This window comes from Shewanella sp. MF05956 (genome assembly GCF_059758055.1).
Genome location: NZ_JCAYNV010000007.1, coordinates 34302 through 59801, shown reverse-complemented (window position 1 = coordinate 59801; position 25500 = coordinate 34302). Strand labels below are relative to the sequence as shown.

Sequence of the window (25500 nt, the reverse complement as noted above, 5' to 3'; positions counted from 1 at the left end):
ATGAACGCGGTAATCAGTCCCGCATCAATGAGCGTCGCGACACCCGCGACGCATAAAAGCGGAAGTGGCCACACTTCCGTTTATGGTCGTAGTAATAGTTCACATACCAGCTCATATACAACATCTCGTAATGCATCAGCTAATATTTCAACAAGCACTCCCGTCGTTAATTCGGTAAAATCACTACGTTCAAGTCCTGTATTATCTAACACATCAATTTCAGATACACCGCTTTCAAATACAGCGCCAGTATCATCCGCATCATCTATCCAGCCAGTGAACGCAAGCTATAGCTTAAAAAGTGGCCCAATGAATATTGCAGCGGTGTTACAAAAAACGTCTGTATCCAATAGTGGTTCATCGAATGCATCTGCTCAAGTCAGTGCTCAATCGACCCATTTTCAAACAAGCACTGTACAGGCTAATACGGTTCAGTCACCAACCAATTATAAAACCACGGAATCTCAGCAGGCAACACCATTTCAACCTGTGGTATTTACTGATGTTAATGATCAACCAAGTACAGTAAACCGTTTTATATCCACAACTGAGCCTCAATCAGAAACGCCTGCAAATGGGCAGGCGATGACCAGTAATGTAACCTCAACCACGGATGCTAACGTAACTTCAAATGATGCCGAAGTAGAGCAAGCCGCAAATGAGCAATCTCAACAAGAGAGCGCAGCAGCTAAAGAGCAAATTAATAAACAAATAGCGCAGAAACAACAGCAGATAGATCAAGCTGAAGCGCAACAGATTTCTGAGTTGAGTAAACGAGATATCGAAGTGAAAACTCACGAACAAGCTCATGCAGCGGTAGGGGGAAGCTTTGCGCAAAGCCCGAGTTACGAATATGAAAAAGGTCCAGATGGCAGACGTTATGCTGTAGATGGTGAAGTCAGTATTGATGTCGCTCCTATCAGTGGTGATCCACAAGCAACCTTAAGTAAAATGCAAAAAGTTTACGCTGCGGCAATGGCGCCAGTTCAACCCTCTATGGCCGATATTCGTGTTGCAGCACAAGCAGTACAGTATATGAACGAGGCTAAACAAGCTTTAGTTGTGGAGCGTCAACAGTCGGTAATGAGTACTCAAGACAGTGAGCATATGACTGAATTAGGCCAAATCTTTAAACAACCAGATAACCGTGACCCTCTTGCTCCTTTTATGCAAAAACAATCGAATAGTGACAATACCATTGCCGCATCAGCGACTCCCTATACCAGCTCTGCTGAGCCGCTAAACTCCCAATCAATCGCCTCTAAGCCAATTGTTAACGCAACACTCACAGCTTCGCAAACCTCATCAAGTGTTACCTCGAGGGGTGCTGATATACAATCTATGTCGGCAAATGGCATTAATCAACAACTCAATTCCGCTAGTCGTTATAATCCTTATCAAAATCAACTTTTACATCAAACTTCCTCCCAGGCACAGCCACCAGGTTTTGAATTTTACGTATAATCAATCTTGTATTCATTTACTGAGGCATACCCGGCAGTTTTTGCTATTTGGAAGGCAACAAGCATGACTACAGAGCGACGCCTTATACCAATTCTATTAATTATGTGACCAATCAGAGCCACTCAGATTGTTCAGTTTGAGGCGCATTGTTGAGATAATGGTTATTCCCTTTAAGGCAATGCAACAAAGAAATGAACGGTCTGAGTGTCTCCTGTAAGGCGGGTTTCTGTGCCTTCCATGCTGCTTAATAGCATTTTGACGTAGAACAACTATGCCTACAATTCTATTACTTGCCTAGAAGACACAGAACTCCCGCTGAATGACCAGATAATTAATGGAATTGGTATTAATCAATAATCATTGGACGTATTCTGAGTGGTCACTTATTAATGCGGATTGGTATTTTACTGGTGTGGATTCATCGGTAATTTATGCTGCTGCAAAATGAGATTTTCAAGTAACTTGGAAGCAGGGCCTTGTTGATCTCTATTTGGGATGACAAGATTTAAAATGACTTTACGTTGAGTGCTGCCACGTAATTGCAAGCGAGTCAGTTGCTTAGTGGCCAATTCCTGTGCAATCACAAAACTTGGCATCCAGCAAAAACCAATGTTGCGCAGTAAAATCGATTTCGCTTCGTGAAAGTTAGACACTGTCCAACGCTGCTCGGCTTTTAGCCAACCAATATCATTACTTGATTTAAGTCCTGTGTCTTTAATGACGATTTGCAAGTGTTGGGCAAGTTGTTTGTCGTCTTCAATGTCATTGAGTTGCGCAAGAGGGTGTTCAGGATGGCAGACTAATTCAAATACCGCTTCGCATAAAGGTTCAGAAATATGACCTTTGGGTGATGCAGCACAAATGGCGATATCAACTTGGTTATTTTGTATCAACTCCTGAGTCCCGGTGATGACTGAATCGAGAATGGTGACTCGTGTGCCGCGACTTTGTGGTAAAAATGCATTCAGTGCTTCAACGAGCGTGTCTATTGGGTAGATAATCTCACGAGCAATGGTTAAATTCGGCTCCCAGCCTTGCCCTAAATTTGTCGCAAGTTGTTCTAGCTCATCAACTGACTGAGTTAAGTGACGTGAACGGCGAAGCAACACTTCGCCTTGCTCGGTGAGATAAGCTTTACGCCCCTTCACTTCAAGCAAATTAATACCGAGTTGATGTTGTAACTTTGCCACAGCATGGTTAAGCGAAGACTGGCTTTTACTCAATTGTTCAGCAGCTTGAGCATACCCGCCAAAATCAACGACTGCTTGCACGATGCGCCATTGCTCTAATGTTGATTTAGCTCTACTCATTAATGTGTCCGAATAGTATAAAAGAATGAATATTTTGACATATAAAAAAGGCAAATGCAGTGCATTTGCCTTTGATTTATTACTGTAACTTGATTAACACTTTGATTCTTATTGAGTAAAAGGTAGTTACGCCTTCGACAGATTAATGAGCATTAGTCTTGGTTGCCGTTATCTTAGGTGTGACCAGTGTTGTGGTTACTGCATTAGGTGTTACAAGCTTAGGCAGATAACGTTTAGTGCTTGAAATATCGTTCAAATATGGTCCTTTATGTAACGTCTCAGGCCAATGCAGAAGCATCATGGCTAATACGTTTCTGTGTTCACCAGACGATAAAATAGCTTCACCTTTTGGTGATGGGATCATCTTAAACTGGGGATTATAAGCCGCAATCACATGTTTTTTGACTTTATCAACGACAGGGTTATTGCCATTGCCGGTGATTAAGAAACCAATTCCCACTTCAGTAATAATATCTTCTGTGGTGTCTTTTAAAATGCGATCAATATTTTTTTCAAAGTAAGTCAAAATCCATTGATATTCTTTGGCATCTACTGGGCGTTGATAGTATCCGCTGGCGGCAAAAATAAAGTGCGTCATGCCGTATATTTTATTTTTATACTGGCTCTTGTCTAGGCTGGCATCTTCATTATCAGGATAGGCGTTGATAAACGCTTTTTTATAGGCAGAGTAATAGTCACCTACGCCCATTTGTTTAGCCCAAAAAACATAGTTAATTAATTGTGCAGCCCAGGCTTTAATCATTTTTTTGTCTGTCAATGCTGGGGCCAAATCAGCCTTTTTAAGGGTTTTTATCATTAAATCATGACATGGTCCTTTAAAGCCAAACTCATCCACACGACTGGCGTAGCGCAGTAATATGTCGCTATAAAACATAAATTCAGGGTAGGGGGCAATGGCTAACTTGCGCGCATCGCCTCGTATACCCGATTTGATTTTGGCCACTTCTTTTTGTGATTCAGCCTTACTGAAACCGGGTTTATCTAAATTACAATTGTAAAAAGCTTGTTGTTCGGCAATGGTCAACAAATCGATTAACGAACCATTAGCGTACTTATCTTCACCGGTCATACGATATTGACGTATCGCATAGTGTCCTTGCACTCGAGGAGGCAGCGAATAAAGATTGCTTTCTAAGTTTGTCTTAATCCCTTGATAAACTTGATCTGCAGTTAAATTGTGCGGGACCGTTTCAATCGACTCTTTCGCAAACGCCACACTACTTAATAAGCTAGCTGACAATATTAGATACGAGAGTGTTTTACTCTTGCGCAGTTCTAGCATGTTTAAATCTCCAAATAAGTGAATGAGGGTCTATTGGTGAGCCGATAAGTTGCATAAGTTGCTCGTTAAAAGGCAAATACGCCTCGTTAACAATCAACAGATTAAAAATATCTAGGCTTGAATGTTGGGTTGCACTTTGGGTAATGATCAATTGTGCCACAGCATCTTGCCATAGTGGAAGATAATGGCTAATTCCTTCATTAGCAATAGCTTGGTAGCTATATATTGCATCAGTGGCACTCGGCCACGATTGGCCAAAACTGTCGGCAAACGCTGCTGACAATTCAGTGTTGAATGCTAGCCAATCACTGTTATCTAAATTACCTGAAAATTGATAATAATGGAGCGCGACTTTAGATCTAAACACTCTCATTTGTTGTTGATATTGAAGTGCGAGTTGTTCTCGTTCTGAAGTGGGTGAAAATGGTTGTAATTGAGTCAGATAATGGTTTAACCATAAACTTGCAATCGCGTGCTGTTGTTTATTTTGAGTTTTATGGGCGAGCAAATAAAATTGTCCACCTTGGGCCAAAGACACAATGGCATCGCTAAGTGCTGCAATCAGTTTTTGTTGTTGTTTTTGTGTCGTCAATATTGCAGGGAAACTCAGAGCATATTGGCCAAATTGATGACCGATTACAGTTTGTTTTATGAGCTGGCCGCTAATGGATAAGGCTGATTTCGATGACTGCTGAGGTTGCTGTTGCGAGAGCGGGTAAGTGTATATCTCACCTAATAAGCGTTGCTGATGCCATATTCTAATGATATTGATGTTATCGTTTTTTGAATCACTTACAGTGTCTGGCTGAGCAATATACTCAATGCGAATTCCCAGTGGTATTAACTGATCAAATAATTGCGATAAATAACCTTGGCTAGATACCGCTTCAATCGGGGCCGCTTTTTGAGTGAGGAATAACGCTTGCGCTATATCCCAGGGAGCTATGCCGATTGACTTGGTTTGCGTATCCAAAAATCGATTAAGCATTGCAGGCGTGAGATCATAGGGTGCTAACGCAAGTTCTGCCGCGTTTAGATAACCTTGTTCGATTGCTCTTTGCTGCTGTAATTCATGAATGTAAGCCATAGCGGCAAGTAATTTGGATTTAGCGCGCAATTGATAAGCAAACCAAGCTTGTTGACGACATTGTGCGTTAGGTTGTTTAAGTAAATATTTAGCAATGTGGATATCAATGTTGGTGCTAGCTTGTTGCGTATTCTCATCGACGACAGACTGACTGGCTAATAAGCATTGTTCATCGTTGAATTGCATCTGTAATTGACGTTCGGACAACGCTTGATTGACGGTAGCCTGGGCGCTATGCAGTTTTGATTTTTCAGTCAAACTCCATTGTGTTTTTTTTACACTTTGAAGGCGTTCGGCTAATTGATTATAGGGTGCTGATAGAGAGTGTAATGAATCAATAAGCTGTTGAGTTTGATTGGCTGCGGTTAACTCATAAAGCTCATCGGCTAAATGTAATTGGCACCACAATAATCCTTGTTTGCTTAACGAGTCAGTGGCAAAAGGGCGGTAGTATTGAATACGGTCGTTAATATTATTCAGCGCAAGCGTTTGTTTTTCGAATTCGACGGCGTTGAACACACTTGAGGAAACAGGTTCTTGCTGGAGAGTGCTTAAGTCAGGTTTATATTGAAGGCACTGCTCTACAAACAGTGCCAACGGATTGGCCACAGCATTTGCTGTGGCCAATAAACTAAAACTTAGGATTACTAGAGAAATGCTTTTTAGCATAAGCCACACGTTCTTCAACTGACATTGCTGGGCCTTTCATGGCTTCAACGTGTTTAAGTCGAGGTAAAAGGCCTCTACCATTGGCTATTTGAATGGTTAACCCTGGGCGGGCGTTCAATTCAAGCAGTAATGGTCCTTTGTATTTATCCAATACCATGTCGGTACCCAGATATCCCAGCTCACACATTTCATAAGCACTCGAAGCTGTATGAAGTAAGGTTTCCCAATGTGGCACAGTCATGTTCGACAGTGGAAAGTGGGTATCTGGATGCTTATCAACAGGTAAGTCGAATTGCACCGCATGCAAGCTTTTGCCTGTCGCGATATCTAATCCGACACCAACAGCACCTTGGTGCAAGTTAGCTTTACCGTCTGATGCCGCCGTCGACAAACGCAGCATTCCCATGACTGGGAAGCCCTTAAAAACGATTAAGCGAATGTCTGGTACGCCTTCATAACTGAAGCCTTCAAATACCGGGTCGAACTCAATTAATCCTTCAACAATCGCCACATCAGGCTTACCGCCCAGTGAAAATAATCCACTGAGAATGTTAGACACATGCCGGTAAATTTCACTGTGAGTAACTTCGTGACCATTGGGCTTGTAGTAACAGCCATTGTTCACCTTAGTAATCACCATGATACCTTTACCGCCAGAACCTTTAGCTGGCTTGATAACAAAACCAGTACGGTCACTGACCATGGCTGGAATTTCTTGAATTTTATGTTGTTCGTGGACAACACCAATCAGGTCAGGAACCGCAATGTTATTAGCAAGCGCAAGTTGCTTAGTGATCAACTTATCATCAACGCGTTTATAAAATTTACGCTGATTATAACGACCAATATAGCTAATATTGCGCCTGTTCATATTCAGTACACCGCTACGGCTCAATTCCCAAGGCCAGGCGTACTTCATTATTTCTCTCCAACCAATGGTTTAAAGCGTTTTAACTCTGTTAGGCGATAACCAGTGTATTGACCCATCACTAATACCAGAGCCAAAATCACTAAGTGAATACCTAAAAAGTTAAACACCCAATGTTGTACTAATTGGTTATCCATTGCTAAGTAGGCTAGGGTTGCGACAAATAAACTGCCACCACCTGAAACGAATACCTTTTTAGGGCCTTCTTCTTCCCACAGGATAGACATACGCTCGATGGTCCATGCAAGGATGATCATCGGGAAGAATGTAATGGTTAATCCCTCACTTAAACCTAGCTTGAATGAAATCAGCGTGAATAAACCGATGATAAATATCACCACAATTATGACCGCGGATATTCGGGATATGAGCAGTAAATTGAGGGTGGACAGATAGGAACGGATCATTAAGCCAAATGCCACAATCAGTAAGAAACCAATTAAGCCAGTCAGTAACGTTGTTTGAATAAAGGCTAAGGCAATTAACACAGGCATAAAGGTACCTGATGTTTTAATCCCCACGATTACCCGTAAAAATACTACAACTAATACTCCGATAGGGATTAAGAGAATACCTTTAAACGTGCTTTGTTCTTCAAGGGGTAATTGATATAACGAAAAATCCCACACATCATCATTCATCATCATATCAATAGATGTTGCTAATGCAGAACGTGTGTCTTGCAGCATTGAGAAGTTAACTAATGAATTAGTGCCGCCCATGACATCAAGTACGGAGTGGCCAGCATATTCCCACAACACGAGAGTGTTATCGCGACCTTTTTTGTTATTTGGTACATCAAATAACACCCATTCACCGTCATTATACACTTGCACGTAAGATGAAAGTTGTTGGCGACGACGTTGATCTTCTAATTGTAAGCCATTGACAATGCGCGCAGGGACACCTTTAGAGTGCAGCATATGCAAAAACAAATTAGTTGAAGTGTTTGCCGACAATAACAATGCCATGTTTTGGCTTTGATCAGCGTCGTTGATTAGATTCATCAATTGTTGAGCAAACGACAGATTAGTGGCACTACGGCCCCATACTTCTTCGGTGATCTGCTCAGCCGCTGACTTCTCTGTTGCTGGCCATAAGTAGGTATCGGGTGCGAGAGGCTCTTCAGTTGCTTCGATGTTTAATTTACCTGTAGGGACCAAAGTCACTCGGTAATATAAGGCTTGTGGGCCTGAAGCTTCACGAATTGACCATACAGCACGACGATTAGCCACATCGTTAGAAATGGTTAAGCCGTAACCTGGTGATGTCGCGTTTTCAACGAGCACATCAAACGCAGGATCGTTCGGTAATGAAAAGTTGACTTCAGCTGGTTGATTGTTACCAACAAAACTGACTTTAGCGTCTACAGCCCAACTTTGAACCTGGTCACCAGGCAAGAAAGGCACATTGTGCTCAATTCCACGGTAAATACTTGTGCTGATGCCGATGATAAATAGCAGCGCAACAAAGATGTAAAACGGTTTACGAGAATGCATTACTGATCCTATTTATTTAACGTGGTTATTTGGTCTTTTGCTTTACCGTGGATATAGATTTGGCCTACATCAACAACAGCAATATCTTTCATAAACTTGCGACCTAGTAATAATGGATAGTCTAGGTGGCTTCGATCAACAAGGTTTAAATCTGTTTCTGCTGAATATTTACCTATTTTTAAATGCGCGTGGATCACTGGACGACGATCATCATCTGAATCAACGTCTTGTTTAATACGAACAAACTTTTCTACTTTTGATTCAAAGGTATTCGCGGGTTGGTCAATACCATTGGTCATTACGTCATAACGAGCCCATTGTACGCCGTCACGCTCAAATAATACGATATTTCGTGCATCTAAAGAAGACGACTCAGCCCCAGTGTCAATACGGGTAGCAAACTTAGCTTTCACTTCATCGACATAAACGCTTTCAACTTCACCTAAAATAAATTTCTCACCAATGGTGGCTTCAGAACATTGATCTGGAATGGCAATCGGTCTTACTCGTTGGGGTGGTGGCATCACAATCGTCTTTGGACGTTCGGCCATCGCGGTGCTGACTTGGGTTTTTAATTTTCTCATTTCAGCAGACAGCGCACTAATTTCTACACTTTGTTGAGCACATTGAGCATTAATGGCGTCAATAACGACAGTTTGTGTATTAACCAGACTGCTATTCAACTCAGCATTAGTCAGTGGTGGTGTCATTGGTTTTTGAGTGGCTGTACAACCCGATATAAGGGCTGCTGCAACGGATAGAGCAAGTACCTGCTTTAACATGTCAATTCCTGTTGAATAGTAATATTTAAACTAAATCGTGATTCGGTTGATTCTTGGTAGCAATAATGATGGCCCGTTTGGGGGCGGGATAACCTTCAACAGTTAAACTCGCATCATCGGGGTCGAGATAATCGACAAGTGATTCATTTTTCATCCACTGGGTGCTACGTTGCTCATTTAGTGAGGTGACATCAATATCGACACAACGGATATCGGTAAACTCACACTTTTTTAACCATAACATTAAGGCCGCAACAGAGGGGATAAACCACACGTTGTTCATTTTGCCGTATCTGTCTAAGGGGACAAGAACTGCGTTCTCATCGCCATCAATAACGAGTGTTTCAAGGACTAATTCACCGCCCATTCTTAATTGATCACGCAGTTGTAATAAGTGATCAATTGGTGAACGGCGATGATATAACACCCCCATTGAAAATACAGTGTCAAATGCATCCAGTGGCGGTAATTCTTCAATGCCTAATGGCAATAAGTGTACAGGGTGTTGATTACCGGCCAAGCGTTTAATGGCTTCAAACTGACACAAAAAAAGGGGGGACGGGTCAATACCCACCACCCTTGCTGCGCCTTCACCTAACATACGCCACATATGGTAACCGCTGCCACAACCGACATCGAGCACGGTACGGTTTTTCAAAGGCGATATATGTCCTTTTACTCTATCCCATTTCCAGTCACTGCGCCATTCTGTATCAATTTCAATACCATGGACAGTAAACGGACCTTTACGCCAAGGTTGAAATACCGCCAGTAAGTTACTGAGCTTTTCAGTTTGTCCTGGGCTCAGTTGTTCGCCAGAACCAATGGTTACGCTACTCGTAAATTCAACGGTGTCTGGCTGTGGGTAATTAAGTTTATTGAGGACTTTTTCCCACTTAGGTAAATTACCGTGTTTATGGTCGCGTTGCCATTGGCCTAAAATAGAGGGCAAATTTTCTAACCAATGTTGCAAGTTAGAGTCGGCAATGTCTTTGTAAAAAGAACTAAAACTAATCATTTAATCGCTACCATTGATGCAAAATTAAAGCATTGGAACCACACTGAAAAATGTGAGAAACCGTTTTCTGTTAACCGTTGTTGATGCACCGTTAAACTGTCTGGACGCATCACATTTTCAAGGGCGCTGCGTTTTTGACTGATTTCAAGTTCACTGTAGCCGTTAGCCCGCTTAAAATTTAAATGCAGGCTGTCTAACAAGCTTTGAATTTGATCGTCTTCAAAATACAATTTTTCTGATATCACTAAAATGCCACCTGGAAGCATACCGTCATAAATACGCTTGATGAGCGCGTCACGATCGTTGATAGGTAAAAATTGTAGCGTAAAGTTTAACACCACCATTGAGGCATTTTGAATCTCGATATTTCTTATATCGGCGCATAATAAATTAACTTGGGTATCGCTAACATAAGCCGCTAGATTTTCCTTGCAGCGGTCTATCATCGATTGACTATTATCAACGGCATAAATTTGGCATTCTCGACCTTCAATTTGACGACGAATGCTCAAGGTAGCAGATCCTAACGAACTCCCAAGATCATAGACATTACTGTTTGGCGTTACGAAGCGATCGGCAAAATCACCAATCGTATTGATTATTTGTGCGTAACCTGGGACAGAACGACGGATCATGTCATTAAATACACCAGCAACTCGCTGATCAAATTGAAAATCGGCTATCTGATCGGCAGCGTGAGCGTAAATCGTATCTTGTTGAGAGTTCATGAGCTGTTATGTGGAAAAATTCTGCGTGTATTTTAGCTAATCATGGTGAATGGCAGCAAGCATCCTGCTAGTATTTTGTGAGTTTTTTTTCAAATAGTTCATTATAGTGTTAATACTTTTGATTTAGGCTGCTATTTATCGCTGTTAATCTGTACAGTAATGGTCGTTGACTTTCGTCAGCGCCTTCCAAAGTAAATTATTTTGATTGGTCGACTCTCCGCTATTGACTATAAAAACAACAACAGGGCATGTTAACAAGATAAAATTAGCGCGATCATCTTAAAAATAATGATATTATTTATTCAGCATTACATAAATATAACAATTGGATTGTCGCGGTCGTGTTCAACAAGAAAAGCGAGTATTCGCCATCTTATTAACTTTGTTTAACACTCTAGGGCCTGTTGATCTTTTCTGGTTGAATTTTGTTTGAGTTAAAAACGTTTTAATCGAGGCGAATGGATTGATGCCTAGTCATCTAAGCAAAGTTCATTCAACAAAGAGTAAAACGTTTTTAGCCGAACCCTACGGGCAGCGTTTGTTGGCCATTTTTACTGCGTTATCGACTTTTTATGTAGAATAACTACACCTCAAAGTCTCTGCCGCGCAGTTGTATATGTGAGTAGTGGCCAACAATTTGCTGCTAAAACAACCTCGAAAGATCTACAGGCCCTAATGTATGTCGCGAATAACAACAGAATATCGCGTATAAAAACAAGCTTGTTTATTCATCAAAATTAAAAGTATTAGGGAAAAAACTTGAAATTGATATCTTGGGCGCTGGCATTCATGTTGATGTCGCTATGCTTGCCTGCCACTGCCGTTCATGCCGATGAGGATGCTAAGCTGTATTCTCCTGAGCCCTTAGTGATTGTCATGGGCGAAGACACTTATCCTTTTGAATATTTAGATGAGCAGGGTAATGCTGCAGGTATATTAGTTGACTTGTGGCGTGAGTGGTCAACGATTACCAATACCAAGGTACGATTTGTGGCTCGACATTGGCTGGCCTCTTTAACGCAACTTGAACAAAAGCATGCTGATGTTCATATTGGCATGACTGAAACGGCAGAACGCTCACGCGTATTTGATTTTGCACACCCTTTTACTACCTTAAATGCCTATCTTTATGTTCATAAATCCATTAACAGTAAAAAGCGCATTAGTGATTTAATTCCTTATCAAATTGGCATCGTTGATGGCTCATCTCATGAAGTGATGCTTAAAGATCTTGAGCCAAGATTAAGTTTTAAGCGTTATAAAAACCGAGAGCAATTACTGCAAGCAGCCGCCAATGGCGATTTATTTGTTTTCGCAGGGATTGAAGGTTATCAACGTAATGTCGCATTAGAGCAAGATATTGCCGCTAACTTTTACAGTTCATCTCGTATTCTCATCAAAAAAATAGGGTTATCTCCTGCTGTAAATAAAGGTAATCAACAACTTATCGACAAAATCAATCATGGTTTTGAATTAATTTCTCCTAAAGTGATTAAGCAAATTGAGCGTCGCTGGCTTGGGTATCATAAACAAACCTCTGGTGTCGTTATTGCCATGCAAAATGGGGTAGAGCCCTATGCTGATATGGGGACGGATGGGCTACCGGCAGGGATGTTAGTGGACCTATGGAAATTATGGTCTAAAAAAACTGGTATCAATATCGACTTTGTCACAGGTGATATGAATAGCACGATTGACGATGTCAAAACGGGTGTGGCGGATGTTCAGATTGGCTACCCAGAAAGTAAAGAAATGCGCTCAGGTTTGAAACAAGCGTGGCATATTATTTCTGTTAAAAGTCGTTTTTTTAGCCGTAAACAACACATTGAAAATATCGAACAATCGACCATGAGGATTGGCGTATTTCCAACTGCACCGTATATCGGGCAAGTTAAAAGCGCATTTCCTAAAGCTCAATTACGTTTTTACGATACGTTAGATGAAATGATTAAAGCAGTACATAACGATGAGATTATCGGTTTTGTATCTTCTGCAGCGATGACATCACACTATTTATTAGCCAATAAACTCTGGGCTGAGTTTCACCAATATACCAATATAGAATTTATTACAGACATGTATACGCTAACGCGTATTGATGACAGCGGACTAGCCGATCGAATTAAAGCGGGCTTTAATTTAATTTCGGTTGAAGAACAAATACAAATTGAACGTAAATGGCTTATTAATCCAGACGACCGCTTTTTTACTGGAAGCGCAAGTAAAATCAAATTAACAACCCAGCAAAAGCAATACATTAGCAGTTTAGGTGCCATTAAAATGGGTTACCTTAAAAATTGGGCTCCAATGGAGTTTCAAGGCAAAAATGGTCAGTTTTTAGGGGTCAATGCCGACATTAAAAATTTACTCGTTAAGCAGCTTAATCTCACCATTATTCCTGTTGCCTATGACGATTTTGGTAAAATGGTAAATGATTTAACTAAAGGCGAAATCCATTTAGTCGCGAGCATGGCACAAACCCCCTCAAGAGAGAATACGCTTGCATTTTCGTCGCCTTATTGGCCATCACCTTGGGCGATAGTGACCTCGTTAACTCAGCCGCCTATTTTTAATATTTCGCAAGTTGCCGGTAAACGTTTAGCGGTTGTCGATGGTTACCATATTATTGATCAATTACGCCAACAATATCCGGGAATAGAGCTGGTTATCGTGGCAGATACCAAAGACGGTATTAATGCGGTGATTAATGGCCGTGCAGATATGTTTGTTGAGCAAGTTGCCACATTGGCCGCCACCCTTAAAGGCGGGCAATACCCCAGTTTAAAATTGTCTTTAGTCGCTGAATTAACAGAACAGCATAGCCGAATAGGTTTATTCCCAGGCGTTAAAGATTTAGTGCCATTGATTGATCGTGTTATTGCGACAGTGGATGAAAACGAACAGCAAAATATGTATCAAAAGTGGGTGGCACTGGATTTAAATAGTGACTCGTTATTATACCAACGGTGGTTAAAAATATCGGTGGTAGGTTTTGTTATTTTGGCGCTTATTGCCTTGGTTATTTTAATGTCGAATCGACGGTTAAATAACGAAATAGAAAAAAGAATTAAAGCCGAAGATAACCTTAAATTTATGGCCAATCATGATAACGTAACGGGCCTGCCCAATCGTAATTTACTGGAAGACAGGCTCGAGCAAGCGGTATTGACACATCATCGTGACAATCAACGCTTTGCATTATTATTTATCGATTTGGATGGTTTTAAAGTGGTTAACGACCTTCATGGTCATCATGTTGGCGACAAACTATTGCATCGTGTCGGGGTGTTATTGTCTAAATGTGCACGAGAGTCTGATACCGTTGCCCGATTCGGTGGTGATGAGTTTGTATTACTACTCAACCATATCGACAGTAAAGGCAGCGCGCGACAAGTGGCAGACAACATATTATTAGCCTTTAAAAAGCCAATAATAATAGACGGCATTAGTGTCAATATTTCAGCCAGTATCGGTATTGCCGTATTTGCCGACGATGCCGATACCGCACTGTCGTTACTCAAAACCGCGGATCAGTTAATGTATCAAGCTAAAAAAATTGGCGGCCATCAATTTAAAATGAACTAGTGCTAAGGTTTTGTTGGTTTTTCAGTCAGTCAACCGTGTTTATGTACGACAGGTATGGTTAATTCACACAAACTAACTGATACTTCAATGCATAAGTTTGAGTCACGGTATATAATGCCGTTTTTATCGTTTTCGATTTCCAAAACTACCGCTTTGTGGATAAAGGATAGAGTTCAATGCGCAGTCATTATTGTGGAGACATTAATAAGTCTCATCTTGATCAAGAAGTTACTTTAGTCGGTTGGGTAAACCGTAGTCGTGATTTAGGCGGAGTTGTGTTTTTAGACTTACGCGACAGAGAAGGACTCGTTCAGGTTGTTTATGACCCAGACTTAAAAGAAGTCTTTGACGTTGCAAGCACACTGCGCAGTGAATTTTGTGTTCAAATAAAAGGATTGGTTCGTGCTCGTCCAGACAGCCAAATCAATACACAAATGAAAACCGGCGAAATCGAAATCTTGGGTAAACAACTGACCATTATCAATGCGTCAGCCCCCTTGCCACTGAGCATGGACAATTACCAAAACAACAGCGAAGAGCAACGTCTTAAATATCGCTACCTAGATTTACGTCGCCCAGAAATGGCCGAGCGTTTAATCTTCCGTGCTAAAGTGACCAGTGCCGTGCGTCGTTTCTTAGATGGTAATGGCTTCCTAGACATCGAAACCCCTATTTTAACCAAAGCAACACCAGAAGGTGCGCGTGACTACTTAGTCCCTAGCCGTACTTATAAAGGTCAATTCTTTGCATTACCGCAATCGCCGCAGCTATTTAAACAATTACTGATGATGTCGGGTTTTGACCGTTACTATCAAATTGTGAAATGTTTCCGCGATGAAGATTTGCGTGCTGATCGTCAGCCTGAATTTACTCAAATCGATATCGAAACATCCTTTATGTCATCAGAGCAAGTGATGGAAAAAACTGAGCAAATGATGCGCGGTTTATTTCAAGACTTGCTCAATGTCGATTTAGGTGAGTTTCCGCGTATGTCTTACGCAGAAGCGATGAAGCGTTATGGCTCTGATAAGCCAGACTTACGTAACCCACTTGAATTAGTGGATATTGCTGACTTAGTTAAAGACGTAGAGTTTGCGGTATTTAACGGCCCAGCTAATGATGTAGAAGGTCGCGTAGCAGCGCTTCGTATTCCTACTGGGGCATCATTGTCTCGTAAGCAAATTGATGATTACACTAAGTATGCCGGCATTTATGGCGCTAAAGGCTTAGCATGGATGAAGCTTAACGATTTAACGGCGGGTATGGATGGGATTCAATCTCCAGTACTTAAGTTTTTATCTGAAGACATTGTTAACGACATTATTAGCCGTACCGGTGCACAAACTGGCGACATCATTTTATTTGGTGCCGACAAAGCCAACGTGGTTGCAGAAGCCATGGGTGCATTGCGCTTAAAAGCGGGTGAAGACTTTGATTTACTTGAAGGTCAATGGCGCCCAATGTGGGTTGTTGACTTCCCAATGTTTGAGAAAATCAATGGCGGTTTCCATGCAGTCCACCACCCATTTACTGCACCACGCGGTATTAGCCCAGCAGAATTAACTGCCGATCCAGCAGCGGCTATTTCTGATGCATACGACATGGTATTGAATGGCTGCGAATTAGGCGGTGGTTCTGTACGTATTCACAATGCTGAAATGCAAAGCACGGTATTTAATATTTTAGGTATTGAAGCCGAAGAAGCGAAAGAGAAGTTTGGCTTCTTACTTGAAGCATTACGTTATGGTACGCCGCCACATGCTGGTTTAGCATTTGGTTTAGACCGTATTATTATGCTTATGACGGGTGCTACCTCAATTCGCGATGTTATGGCATTCCCTAAAACAACCACAGCTGCGTGTCCGCTCACTAACGCGCCAGGTTTTGCTAATCCAGTTCAGTTAACTGAGTTAGGCATTGCCGTGATTGAAAAGGCAAAAACGGAAGAATAGTTTTTAATGTTCAACTTCACTCGCTCTTAAAGGGCACCACATACCGAGGCTGCTGCCTCGGTCTGTTTTTTACAAGTATGATTTTGTACTTGAACGAAAAGGGAGCTTAATATGGCAGGACACAGTAAATGGGCCAACATTAAACACCGCAAAGCAGCCCAAGACGCTAAGCGTGGTAAATTATTTACTAAATTTATCCGTGAACTCACCGTTGCGGCTCGAGAAGGTGGCTCAGACCCCGATGCGAATCCAAGATTACGCGCCGCCATCGATAAAGCCTTATCAAATAACATGACTCGCGACACCGTAGAGCGTGCCATTAAACGTGGCGCAGGTGAAGTCGACGGCCAACAACTTGAAACCATCATTTATGAGGGCTATGGCCCAGGCGGAACTGCCGTGATGGTCGAAACCATGACAGATAATCGTAACCGGACAGTATCTGGTGTACGTAATGCCTTTAATAAATCGGGTGGCAATTTAGGTACCGACGGTTCAGTGGCGTATTTATTTACCAAATCAGGTGTGATTTCATACAACAATGATACTGATGAAGACACATTGATGGAGCTAGCGCTAGAAGCGGGCGCTGAAGATGTGGTTACTCATGATGACGGTGCAATGGATGTATTTACCAGCCCAGAAACATTTGGCAAAGTAAAAGATGCACTCGACAGTGGCGAACTTGAAGCTGTTAACGCAGAAGTGACCATGGTTGCTTCAATTAAAGCGGAATTAGATATCGATACCGCAGAGAAATTTTTACGATTAATTGACATGTTAGAAGATCACGATGATGTACAAGAGGTATATCATAACGCTGAGATTTCAGATGACGTCATGGAAGCATTAGATAATCTATGATCATATTAGGGGTCGATCCCGGCTCACGTATTACCGGTTATGGCGTGATCCAATGCCATGGTAGACAACAAATTTATTTAGGCAGTGGGTGTATCCGCACCTCGGCCGATGATTTACCCCAGCGCTTACAGCAGATTTATGCAGGTTTAAGCGAAATTATTACCCAATATCAGCCTAATGAATTTGCGATTGAGCGAGTTTTTATGGCAAAAAATGCCGACTCGGCATTAAAACTGGGTCAGGCACGTGGCGCCGCCATTGTTGCTGCTACCTGCGCTAATTTACCGGTGGCCGAATACAGCGCGACCCAAATTAAGAGTGCCGTAGTGGGTACCGGACGTGCTCAAAAAACACAAGTACAGCACATGATAAAACAACTGTTAAAATTGCCCGCCGCGCCACAAGCAGATGCAGCGGATGCGTTAGGGGTCGCAGTGTGTCATTTTCATACTTATCAAAGTCTTATTGCTATGGGCGGTAAGGCGAGTAGCAGAACTTACGGAAGATACAAATGATTGGTCGACTCAGTGGGATATTAGCGGAAAAACAAGCACCTGAAGTGGTGCTAGACGTAAATGGTGTGGGTTATGAGTTACAAGTGCCCATGACCAGTTTTTATGAACTCCCCGAACTTAATCAGCAGGTGATGTTGTTCACTCACTTCGTTGTGCGTGAAGACGCGCAGCTACTGTATGGCTTTATTACCAAACAAGAACGGGCATTATTTCGGTTATTGATTAAAACCAACGGAGTAGGTCCTAAATTGGCGTTAACTATTTTGTCGGGAATGACCGCTTCAGAGTTTGTCTCTTGTGTTGAACGTGACGATATTGTGACGTTAGTGAAGTTACCGGGCGTAGGTAAGAAAACTGCTGAACGTTTAGTGATTGAAATGCGCGACAAACTCAAAAGCTTGCTTGAAGCTTCTGTTGGGTCGGAACGTGAATTTATGTTGCAAAGCAACTATAAACCAACACCAGTTGCAGACAGTGCAGAAGAAGATGCCATATCAGCGTTATTGTCATTAGGCTATAAACCCGCCCAGGCCAGTAAAGCGGTTTCTGCGGCATATGCTGATGGCATGAGTTCTGAAACGCTGATTAAAGCGGCATTAAAGTCGATGTTATAACACGTTGAATATACAGACTAGGGTATCTACATAATGATTGAAGCTGATCGCCTGATCCAACCGCAAGTACAAGGTCAAGATGAACAAATTGACCGTGCAATGCGACCGAAAATGTTGGATGAGTACACCGGGCAGGACGATACTCGCGCCCAGCTTAAAGTGTTTATTCAAGCGGCAATCAATCGAGGTGAAGCATTAGATCATATGCTTATTTTTGGCCCGCCAGGTTTAGGTAAAACCACGTTAGCTATGATTGTGGCGAATGAAATGGGCGTGAATATTAAATCGACATCAGGTCCCGTGCTTGAAAAAGCGGGTGACTTAGCGGCGTTATTAACCAACCTTGAACAAGGCGATGTTCTCTTTATTGATGAAATTCACCGATTAAGCCCCGTCGTAGAAGAAATTCTGTATCCCGCAATGGAAGATTACCAACTCGACATTATGATTGGTGAAGGCCCCGCTGCACGTTCCATTAAACTCGATTTACCGGCATTTACGTTAGTCGGCGCTACAACTCGAGCTGGAGCGTTAACTTCACCACTGCGGGCGCGTTTTGGCATTCCTCTACGGTTAGAATTTTATAATGTTAAAGATCTCACCACCATTGTGACTCGTTCTGCCAAAGTGATGGGATTAGAAATTGATCATCAAGGTGCAATCGAAATTGCTACCCGTTCACGCGGCACGCCACGTATTGCTAACCGGTTACTGCGCCGTGTTCGCGATTATGCTGAAGTTAAACATGACGGCATTGTGACTCAAGAAGTTGCTGAATATGCCCTTGATTTACTTGATGTTGATGAACAAGGTTTTGATTACTTAGACCGTAAACTCTTATTAGCGATTATCGATAAGTTTATGGGCGGCCCAGTAGGATTAGATAACGTTGCTGCAGCCATTGGCGAAGACAGAGAAACGATTGAAGATGTACTTGAGCCGTTTTTAATTCAACAAGGCTTTATTCAACGCACGCCAAGAGGCCGAATTGCAACGCAACGGGCGTATGACCATTTTAGTATGGTTAAGCCAGAGTAGATGACTTCGAAAAAGAACCACTATTCATTCAGTCATACGCCTTATTTAAGCCCTTTTAAATTCTCGCTGAGTTATCACTGAATAAAGCAAAATGGTATTAACCCGAGTTGAGCTCACTTAGTTGTGACCGTTCATCAATACAGGTTACGATTCGTTTTCTGCCGTGGGTTTTGCCGTTAACGCAAAGACTTGCTGGCAGTACGCTAAATGATGGCGAATGTTATCCAAAAACTGTGAGGCCTGGTAATCCACTAAATACCAATAACTGGCTTGAGTTTGCGGGGTCTCATTATAAAAAAGGGCTTCAGCGGTGATTAAATCATCTTGAGTCGCATACGATAACCAATGCACGCTGGGTAAATTGCTCAACGCAGCTAACAGCGCGTATTGTAAATCGGGCTGTGCAGGGCGCTCAGTGGTGACTTGTAATGCTAACGATTGCGCCGTAGCCAAGCTAAATGCTGGCTGAGTATCTCGTTTACTGCGACGCACATAATCACTCAATAACACTGCAAATGGATTGATATCAGGTTGCTCAACTCGGGTATCAAGCTCTGCAGGAATGCTAGCTTGATCGATTAACAACTCCGGCCACACAATAGTGTTATGCGTTAAGGTTAAACCTAATGCAAGACGACGTTCCCCAAGCCAATTATGCACCATGCAAGGTAAATACTCATCAGCTGCCAATGATGATGAACGCCTTAATGATGGCATTAACGACATACGTTGTACGGATACTTGTGCTGCGACTATTGTCATTAAAAAGCTGGTCACTAACCCCGAAGATGGCCAACATTTAAGTTGCGAGTTAAGTGTCTCTGCAACTTGCGTTAATAATGATACTAATTGGCCATTATCAGGGCCGTTGCTGACGACAAAGGCATGACTTGATTCAGCATAAGGTCCATTGCAAATATTGATCACATTGGGCGCTTGATGTTGGGTCGCATTAAACACAAAGGTGTGACCCTCTATGGCAGGTTGCCACTCTCCTTGACCATTACCAATAATGGTCACGTTTTGGTAAGGCAGAATATTTTGCGATTCAGTTGCGACGGGGTTATCAGAAGAAGGCATTATTTCAAGTTCACTTTTAACGTTTCGACATGATGGCGTGTTCATTATCGCTTAAGCTCAATGACACTGCTGAGCGAGCAATTGTAACTCATTGATCTGGGCTAATGTCGAATAACTTAATGAAATCGTAAAAGGTCACACTTATTTAATGCGGATTGGTATTTGGTTAAAAAACCATTCCATTTTGTTACGCTTTAGTATAAATTAAAACAACTGTTTTAATTATTCGTTTAAGAGAACTTTATGTACCCATATCAAGCCCCATTAAAAGACATGCAATTCTTGTTAGAACAGGTTTTTGATGCGCCTACAACGTGGGAACAACTTCCTGCAATGGCAGAGACTGTTGACATGGATACAGCATTGGCCATTTTAGATGAATCAGCCAAAATTAGCCGTGATCTACTGCAACCTTTAAACCGTAATGGCGATGAACAGGGCGTGGTTCACAGTGGCAATAACATTATTACCCCAGATGGTTTTAAAGAAGCCTATAACCAATTTGCCGAAGGCGGTTGGGTAGGTTTATGCGGCGAAGCTGAGTTTGGCGGCATGGGCATGCCTAAAATGTTAGGCGTGTTGGTTGACGAAATGGGCTACAGCACCTGTAACTCTTTCACACTTTACAACTCGCTAACAGCCGGCGCAGCATTGTGTATTCATGCGCACGCAAACGATGAATTAAAGCAAACTTACTTACCGAATTTATATTCTGGCCAATGGGCTGGCGCAATGGACATGACCGAGCCACATGCCGGTTCTGATCTTAAAGGTATTCGTACTAAAGCAGAGCCTTTAGATGATGGCAGTTATTCTATTACCGGCAACAAGATTTTCATTACCGGCGGCGACCAGGATTTAACTGAAAACGTCATTCACTTAGTTCTGGCTAAACTGCCAAACTCGAAAGGGATTTCGTTATTCCTCGTGCCAAAAATCAGTGTTAATGCTGACGGTAGCCTAGGTGATGCCAACGGCGTTACTGTGGGTTCAATTGAGCACAAAATGGGCCTTAAAGCGTCTGCCACATGTGTCATGAATTATGATAATGCCAAAGGTTTCTTAGTCGGTGAGCCAGATCGTGGTTTAGTGTGCATGTTCACCATGATGAACTACGAGCGTTTAGCCATTGGTTTACAAGGCTTAGGTAACGGTCAAGCCGCTTATCAAATGGCCAGCGATTACGCCAAAGAGCGTTTACAAGGCGTTGCTGCAGCGGGTTCTGCAACTGGCGCAGTGTCTGATCCTATTATTGTCCATGGCGATGTGCGTCGTATGTTACTCACGATTCGCGCCATGACTGAAGCTGGGCGCGCGTTGTCAGTGTATACCGGTAAGCAACTGGATTTAGCCAAGTACGCCAGCGGCGATGTGCAAGCAAAAGCGGCGCGTTATGTGGGTTTACTTACGCCAGTTTCAAAAGCGTTTTTAACCGATCGCGGCTTAGATTCAACCGTAATGGGTCAGCAAGTGTTTGGTGGTCATGGTTATATTCGTGAAACAGGTATCGAGCAGTTTGTGCGTGATACCCGTATTGCCCAAATTTACGAAGGTACTAATGGTATTCAAGCCATTGACTTTTTAGGCCGTAAAATCACTTACGATAATGTGGCCACCTTGACTGAATTTGTTGCTGAAGTGAATGCCAGTCTTGTTGAATTAACTCAAGCGAACCCTGAACATAAAGCTAAGGTGAGTGCGGTATTTGCTGAGTTATTAGTGACAGCCAATTACATCAATGACAATAAGAAAACCCAACCAGCACTAGTGAATTCATGTGCCGTTGATTTCTTAGATGCGTTTGGTTATGCACTTTATGGCTACTTCTGGTTATTAATGGCCGATAAAGCTTCAAGCCATGAAGACTCGACCTTTGCAGCGCAAAAGCAGTATGTAGCCGATTTTTATATGGACAAGTTATTGTCTAAGTCTCAATACCACTTATCACAAGTTAATCAAGGTGATAAGTCTATTATGGCCATGCCAGCAGAGATGTTCTAAACCACTTTCGTGGATAATAGACAACACAATAAGCCTTCCATTAGTAATGGAAGGCTTTTGTACTTATGGCGTTCTGCATGTTGCTAATAGCGGTATTTATTTGCTGCGTTTCCAATAGATAAACGCCACAATCGCAACCAGTGCAATGGCAGGCGACAGATCCATTAAGTGATGAAATAATCCAACACCGCCGTGTCCCTCATGTGCCATAGCAAGAGATGGAGTAGCGGCAAGGATAAAGGCAAGTGATAAGTATTTCATGGTGTGGTCCTTTTATTGTGTTCACTTTTGTCGTTATTGTGTGTTTTAACATTACTTGTTCTGTGTCGCGTGAGTCGCTTATAAACCCGTCTTTATGTCTCTAAAATCAATTGCATTAGCATCATGTCTTCACCGTCCGTCACTAAGGTGTTATTGCCACCACAAATTGGGCAGATAATGGTGCGTTCATCAACCTGCGACTGTTTATCGCAATCGCGGCACTGCAACACTAATGGCTGAATATTCATGATTAGCTTGGCGTTATGGCATACCGTTTCCAACTTAAACGTATCGAAAGCCTGAGCCAGTAAAGCCGGTTCAACACCGCTCAAAATACCAATTTTAAGTTCGACTTGCTCAATGCCTTTGGCATTGTTTTGCAAGGCAAGTGCTTCACATTGTTCCATTAACGACATGACTATCGAATATTCGTGCATTAACAAATCCTGGGGAGTAATTCACCCTGAGGTAAATCTAAATAACGGCTGCTGCCCCACGGGGTGTTTAAAATCACTTTGCCTATTTGATTGTCAGTCACATGACCAATAATGGCTGCTTGCTCGCAATGGCCGTAACGTTGCATCACTTCAATGACACCCTCGGCAATGTCTTTAGGTACCGACAATAAAAAGGTGCCTTCGTTGGCTAAATCATAGGGTTCAAAACCAAATAGCTCGCACAAGCCTTTGACTTCATCACAGACTGGAATATGAGCTTCATCGACGGTAATACCCACGTTTGAAGCCGCCGCCCATTCATTTAATACTGCTGAAATTCCGCCACGGGTCGCATCGCGCATGGCGTGGACTTTAACATTGGCAGCCAATAGCTGTTCAACAATAGGCCATAGGGTATCGCAGTCACTGCACAGGGAAGACTCAAGGGTTAGGCCATCACGGGCCATTAATATTGCCGCGCCATGTCGGCCTATGTCTCTAGAGACAATAATGGCATCACCAATCTGTAAATTCCGTGCTGAAATGTCGGGATTGAGAATGCGTCCGATCCCTGAGGTATTGATAAATAAGCCATCAGCACAGCCTTTTGGTACCACCTTGGTGTCACCGCAGACAATTCTTGCTCCCGATTTATGTAACTCTTCAGCCATGCTATTAACGATGGTTTTGAGGTCATCGATGGCAAAGCCCTCTTCAATAATAAAGCTGCAACTTAAGTATTCTGGTTGCGCAGCCATCATGGCCAGATCATTCACCGTACCTGCGACAGCTAATTTGCCTATATCGCCACCAGCAAAAAATAACGGCGATACGGTAAACGAGTCAGTGGTGAAGGCAATATGGCCACACATGTTCAACTTGGCCGCGTCTTCTTGTGAGGCTAAGATTGGGTTATTAAATGCTGTAAAAAATAAATCGGTGATTAATTGATTCATTTCTTTACCGCCACCACCATGGCTTAGTTGCACGGTCTTTTTAGTTGGCATGTTGCACCTCTCCATAGCGATAATAAGCGTTACAAGCGCCTTCTGAGCTCACCATACAACTGCCTAAAGGCGTTTGCGGTGTACACCCTCGGCCAAACACTTTGCAGTCTTTGGGATTGGCTAATCCCCGTAAGATATCGCCGCACTGACACGCCTTATGATCATCAATTTCGGTTGTGGGTAATACGTCAACATAGATGCGCTCTGCATCGCGATGCTGATATTCAGGTTTTAAGGCCAGTGCAGATTTGGCGATTGGGCCTAAACCGCGCCAGCGAAAGCTATCACGCACGGTAAAATAGGTATCGACGAGCTGTTGCGCAGCCAGGTTGCCGTCATAGGTCACCGAGCGGCTGTATTGATTGTCTAAAACGGCTTCGCCAGCCACTTTTTGTTTCACAATGCGTAAAATAGACTCCATCACATCTACAGGCTCAAAGCCTGACACGACAACAGGTGTGTGGTAAGTGTCGACCGCAGCTTGATAGATTTTAGCGCCGCTGATGACGCTCACATGTGCCGGGCCAATAAACGCATTTACCTGGGCGCGGCTGTCGGCCATCACCGCATCAATTGCAGGAGGCACTAACACATGATTGATATGAAACAGCAGGTTAGGGATGTTTTGTGCTTCAGCCTGGGCAATTAATGCTGCGGTCATTGGCGTTGAGGTTTCAAAGCCAATGGCAAAAAAGATCACGGTTTTATCCGGGTTATCTCGAGCAATGGTTAACGTATCAAGTGGGTCGTAAATAGGCCTAATGTCGCAGCCTTTGGATCGAAACTGCGCCAAACTGCCCATTGAACCGGGCACACGGATCATGTCACCCAGGGTGACTAAAATGACATTGTCCTGACTTGCGAGTACCGCAGCATGGTCAATACGCTCTTTGGGCATCACGCACACAGGGCAACCTGGACCATGTATAAAGCGAATATTGTCAGGCAGTAATTGCAATAAACCGTATTTCATAATGGTGTGGGTATGGCCGCCACACACTTCCATTATATTGATTTGTTGATTGGTTTTAGCGGCAGTTTGTTTGATAAGCGCCGCTAAATGACCAATGGTTTTCGGATCTCGAAATCCTTGATAAAAGTCATTAAGGGTGAGCATCACATTGACTCCATTTGCATTTTTTCAACAATCTCTTGGTATAAATCAAGACTGAGTTGCGCATCTTTCTCATCAATTTTATTCATTACAAAACCAATATGGATAAGTACAAAGTCTCCTAATGCTAATGGTTCAGCCATTAAATGACTGCTAACTCGACGCCTTACGCCTAGCGTATCGACAGTAATGCTTGCATCATCATGTATTTCAACAACTTTTGAAGGAACGGATAAGCACATAA

Annotated in this window: 22 protein-coding genes; 8 read left to right on the top strand and 14 right to left on the bottom strand. The window is 42.6% G+C overall.

The annotated features are described in order from the left end of the window. Window positions 1-1464: a putative metalloprotease CJM1_0395 family protein gene (locus AC19MX_RS09280; protein ID WP_432400215.1), complete on the top strand. Its 1464-nt coding sequence runs from the start codon at window positions 1-3 to the stop codon at window positions 1462-1464. Between the two features lie 404 nt (window positions 1465-1868). On the opposite strand, the gene AC19MX_RS09275 is transcribed toward AC19MX_RS09280, so the two are convergent. The 8 genes from AC19MX_RS09275 to cmoA form a co-directional block, all read right to left on the bottom strand. After that, window positions 1869-2774, bottom strand: coding sequence for a LysR family transcriptional regulator (locus tag AC19MX_RS09275; protein ID WP_432400216.1), 906 nt, complete (start codon window positions 2772-2774; stop codon window positions 1869-1871). 142 nt (window positions 2775-2916) lie between these two features. Beyond that, the gene (locus AC19MX_RS09270) at window positions 2917-4077 is read right to left on the bottom strand and encodes a DUF3541 domain-containing protein (RefSeq protein ID WP_432400217.1); all 1161 of its coding nucleotides are present in this window, start codon (window positions 4075-4077) and stop codon (window positions 2917-2919) included. Continuing rightward, window positions 4055-5833 carry a hypothetical protein gene (locus tag AC19MX_RS09265; RefSeq protein WP_432400218.1) on the bottom strand — a complete coding sequence of 593 codons (1779 nt, stop codon included), beginning with the start codon at window positions 5831-5833 and terminating at the stop codon, window positions 4055-4057. Before AC19MX_RS09265 ends, AC19MX_RS09270 begins: the two co-directional genes overlap by 23 nt. Next, a complete protein-coding gene (locus tag AC19MX_RS09260; RefSeq protein WP_432400219.1) occupies window positions 5796-6752 on the bottom strand; it encodes an alpha-L-glutamate ligase-like protein in 957 nt (318 codons plus the stop codon). The genes AC19MX_RS09265 and AC19MX_RS09260 overlap by 38 nt, the downstream gene beginning before the upstream one ends. Then, window positions 6752-8260 (bottom strand): UUP1 family membrane protein, encoded by a 1509-nt coding sequence (locus AC19MX_RS09255; protein WP_432400220.1) that lies wholly within the window; start codon window positions 8258-8260, stop codon window positions 6752-6754. The genes AC19MX_RS09260 and AC19MX_RS09255 overlap by 1 nt, the downstream gene beginning before the upstream one ends. A gap of 8 nt (window positions 8261-8268) precedes the next feature. Further along, the gene (locus AC19MX_RS09250) at window positions 8269-9042 is read right to left on the bottom strand and encodes an ATP-dependent zinc protease family protein (RefSeq protein ID WP_432400221.1); all 774 of its coding nucleotides are present in this window, start codon (window positions 9040-9042) and stop codon (window positions 8269-8271) included. 25 nt (window positions 9043-9067) lie between these two features. After that, entirely contained in the window at window positions 9068-10060 is a 993-nt protein-coding gene (cmoB, locus tag AC19MX_RS09245; protein WP_432400222.1) for a tRNA 5-methoxyuridine(34)/uridine 5-oxyacetic acid(34) synthase CmoB, read from the bottom strand. Next, on the bottom strand, window positions 10057-10788 hold the full coding sequence (gene cmoA, locus AC19MX_RS09240; protein ID WP_432400223.1) for a carboxy-S-adenosyl-L-methionine synthase CmoA: 732 nt from the start codon (window positions 10786-10788) through the stop codon (window positions 10057-10059). Before cmoA ends, cmoB begins: the two co-directional genes overlap by 4 nt. Window positions 10789-11547: 759 nt before the next feature. Between cmoA and AC19MX_RS09235 the strand changes: the two genes are divergently transcribed. The 6 genes from AC19MX_RS09235 (at window position 11548) to ruvB (ending at window position 19356) form a co-directional block, all read left to right on the top strand. Beyond that, entirely contained in the window at window positions 11548-14373 is a 2826-nt protein-coding gene (locus AC19MX_RS09235; RefSeq protein WP_432400224.1) for a transporter substrate-binding domain-containing protein, read from the top strand. Between the two features lie 176 nt (window positions 14374-14549). Further along, window positions 14550-16325, top strand: a complete 1776-nt coding sequence (aspS, locus tag AC19MX_RS09230) for an aspartate--tRNA ligase (protein WP_432400225.1) — start codon at window positions 14550-14552, stop codon at window positions 16323-16325. Between the two features lie 111 nt (window positions 16326-16436). After that, the gene (locus AC19MX_RS09225; RefSeq protein ID WP_432400226.1) at window positions 16437-17189 is read left to right on the top strand and encodes a YebC/PmpR family DNA-binding transcriptional regulator; all 753 of its coding nucleotides are present in this window, start codon (window positions 16437-16439) and stop codon (window positions 17187-17189) included. Beyond that, window positions 17186-17704: a crossover junction endodeoxyribonuclease RuvC gene (gene ruvC / locus AC19MX_RS09220; protein WP_432400227.1), complete on the top strand. Its 519-nt coding sequence runs from the start codon at window positions 17186-17188 to the stop codon at window positions 17702-17704. The genes AC19MX_RS09225 and ruvC overlap by 4 nt, the downstream gene beginning before the upstream one ends. Next, complete coding sequence (gene ruvA, locus AC19MX_RS09215) at window positions 17701-18318, top strand: Holliday junction branch migration protein RuvA (RefSeq protein ID WP_432400228.1); 618 nt, start codon at window positions 17701-17703, stop codon at window positions 18316-18318. Before ruvC ends, ruvA begins: the two co-directional genes overlap by 4 nt. 33 nt (window positions 18319-18351) lie before the next feature. Next, the gene (ruvB, locus tag AC19MX_RS09210; protein WP_432400229.1) at window positions 18352-19356 is read left to right on the top strand and encodes a Holliday junction branch migration DNA helicase RuvB; all 1005 of its coding nucleotides are present in this window, start codon (window positions 18352-18354) and stop codon (window positions 19354-19356) included. A gap of 144 nt (window positions 19357-19500) precedes the next feature. Here the strand turns inward: ruvB and AC19MX_RS09205 are convergent, their stop codons facing one another. Next, complete coding sequence (locus AC19MX_RS09205) at window positions 19501-20481, bottom strand: hypothetical protein (protein ID WP_498297758.1); 981 nt, start codon at window positions 20479-20481, stop codon at window positions 19501-19503. A 198-nt stretch (window positions 20482-20679) separates the two neighbouring features. Here AC19MX_RS09205 and AC19MX_RS09200 point away from each other — a divergent pair, with 198 nt between their 5' ends. Beyond that, window positions 20680-22437: an acyl-CoA dehydrogenase C-terminal domain-containing protein gene (locus tag AC19MX_RS09200; protein WP_432400231.1), complete on the top strand. Its 1758-nt coding sequence runs from the start codon at window positions 20680-20682 to the stop codon at window positions 22435-22437. Between the two features lie 96 nt (window positions 22438-22533). Here the strand turns inward: AC19MX_RS09200 and AC19MX_RS09195 are convergent, their stop codons facing one another. The 5 genes from AC19MX_RS09195 to AC19MX_RS09175 all read right to left on the bottom strand — a co-directional run bounded on the left by AC19MX_RS09195 (window position 22534) and on the right by AC19MX_RS09175 (window position 25498). Continuing rightward, on the bottom strand, window positions 22534-22698 hold the full coding sequence (locus AC19MX_RS09195) for a hypothetical protein (protein ID WP_432400232.1): 165 nt from the start codon (window positions 22696-22698) through the stop codon (window positions 22534-22536). A gap of 92 nt (window positions 22699-22790) precedes the next feature. Beyond that, window positions 22791-23135 carry a hydrogenase maturation nickel metallochaperone HypA/HybF gene (locus AC19MX_RS09190; protein WP_432400233.1) on the bottom strand — a complete coding sequence of 115 codons (345 nt, stop codon included), beginning with the start codon at window positions 23133-23135 and terminating at the stop codon, window positions 22791-22793. Next, on the bottom strand, window positions 23135-24142 hold the full coding sequence (hypE, locus tag AC19MX_RS09185; RefSeq protein WP_432400234.1) for a hydrogenase expression/formation protein HypE: 1008 nt from the start codon (window positions 24140-24142) through the stop codon (window positions 23135-23137). Before hypE ends, AC19MX_RS09190 begins: the two co-directional genes overlap by 1 nt. After that, window positions 24132-25259 (bottom strand): hydrogenase formation protein HypD, encoded by a 1128-nt coding sequence (hypD, locus tag AC19MX_RS09180; protein ID WP_432400355.1) that lies wholly within the window; start codon window positions 25257-25259, stop codon window positions 24132-24134. Before hypD ends, hypE begins: the two co-directional genes overlap by 11 nt. Further along, window positions 25259-25498 carry a HypC/HybG/HupF family hydrogenase formation chaperone gene (locus tag AC19MX_RS09175; RefSeq protein WP_432400235.1) on the bottom strand — a complete coding sequence of 80 codons (240 nt, stop codon included), beginning with the start codon at window positions 25496-25498 and terminating at the stop codon, window positions 25259-25261. Before AC19MX_RS09175 ends, hypD begins: the two co-directional genes overlap by 1 nt. Window positions 25499-25500 lie beyond the last annotated feature (2 nt).

Excerpts from the sequence above, each read along its gene's own strand:
- AC19MX_RS09280 (WP_432400215.1), top strand. The coding sequence starts at position 1 with ATGAACGCGGTAATCAGTCCCGCATCAATGAGCGTCGCGACACCCGCG.
- AC19MX_RS09275 (WP_432400216.1), bottom strand. The coding sequence starts at position 2,774 with ATGAGTAGAGCTAAATCAACATTAGAGCAATGGCGCATCGTGCAAGCA.
- AC19MX_RS09270 (WP_432400217.1), bottom strand. The coding sequence starts at position 4,077 with ATGCTAGAACTGCGCAAGAGTAAAACACTCTCGTATCTAATATTGTCA.
- AC19MX_RS09265 (WP_432400218.1), bottom strand. The coding sequence starts at position 5,833 with ATGCTAAAAAGCATTTCTCTAGTAATCCTAAGTTTTAGTTTATTGGCC.
- AC19MX_RS09260 (WP_432400219.1), bottom strand. The coding sequence starts at position 6,752 with ATGAAGTACGCCTGGCCTTGGGAATTGAGCCGTAGCGGTGTACTGAAT.
- AC19MX_RS09255 (WP_432400220.1), bottom strand. The coding sequence starts at position 8,260 with ATGCATTCTCGTAAACCGTTTTACATCTTTGTTGCGCTGCTATTTATC.
- AC19MX_RS09250 (WP_432400221.1), bottom strand. The coding sequence starts at position 9,042 with ATGTTAAAGCAGGTACTTGCTCTATCCGTTGCAGCAGCCCTTATATCG.
- cmoB (WP_432400222.1), bottom strand. The coding sequence starts at position 10,060 with ATGATTAGTTTTAGTTCTTTTTACAAAGACATTGCCGACTCTAACTTG.
- cmoA (WP_432400223.1), bottom strand. The coding sequence starts at position 10,788 with ATGAACTCTCAACAAGATACGATTTACGCTCACGCTGCCGATCAGATA.
- aspS (WP_432400225.1), top strand. The coding sequence starts at position 14,550 with ATGCGCAGTCATTATTGTGGAGACATTAATAAGTCTCATCTTGATCAA.
- AC19MX_RS09225 (WP_432400226.1), top strand. The coding sequence starts at position 16,437 with ATGGCAGGACACAGTAAATGGGCCAACATTAAACACCGCAAAGCAGCC.
- ruvC (WP_432400227.1), top strand. The coding sequence starts at position 17,186 with ATGATCATATTAGGGGTCGATCCCGGCTCACGTATTACCGGTTATGGC.
- ruvA (WP_432400228.1), top strand. The coding sequence starts at position 17,701 with ATGATTGGTCGACTCAGTGGGATATTAGCGGAAAAACAAGCACCTGAA.
- ruvB (WP_432400229.1), top strand. The coding sequence starts at position 18,352 with ATGATTGAAGCTGATCGCCTGATCCAACCGCAAGTACAAGGTCAAGAT.
- AC19MX_RS09205 (WP_498297758.1), bottom strand. The coding sequence starts at position 20,481 with ATGAACACGCCATCATGTCGAAACGTTAAAAGTGAACTTGAAATAATG.
- AC19MX_RS09200 (WP_432400231.1), top strand. The coding sequence starts at position 20,680 with ATGTACCCATATCAAGCCCCATTAAAAGACATGCAATTCTTGTTAGAA.
- AC19MX_RS09195 (WP_432400232.1), bottom strand. The coding sequence starts at position 22,698 with ATGAAATACTTATCACTTGCCTTTATCCTTGCCGCTACTCCATCTCTT.
- AC19MX_RS09190 (WP_432400233.1), bottom strand. The coding sequence starts at position 23,135 with ATGCACGAATATTCGATAGTCATGTCGTTAATGGAACAATGTGAAGCA.
- hypE (WP_432400234.1), bottom strand. The coding sequence starts at position 24,142 with ATGCCAACTAAAAAGACCGTGCAACTAAGCCATGGTGGTGGCGGTAAA.
- hypD (WP_432400355.1), bottom strand. The coding sequence starts at position 25,259 with ATGCTCACCCTTAATGACTTTTATCAAGGATTTCGAGATCCGAAAACC.
- AC19MX_RS09175 (WP_432400235.1), bottom strand. The coding sequence starts at position 25,498 with ATGTGCTTATCCGTTCCTTCAAAAGTTGTTGAAATACATGATGATGCA.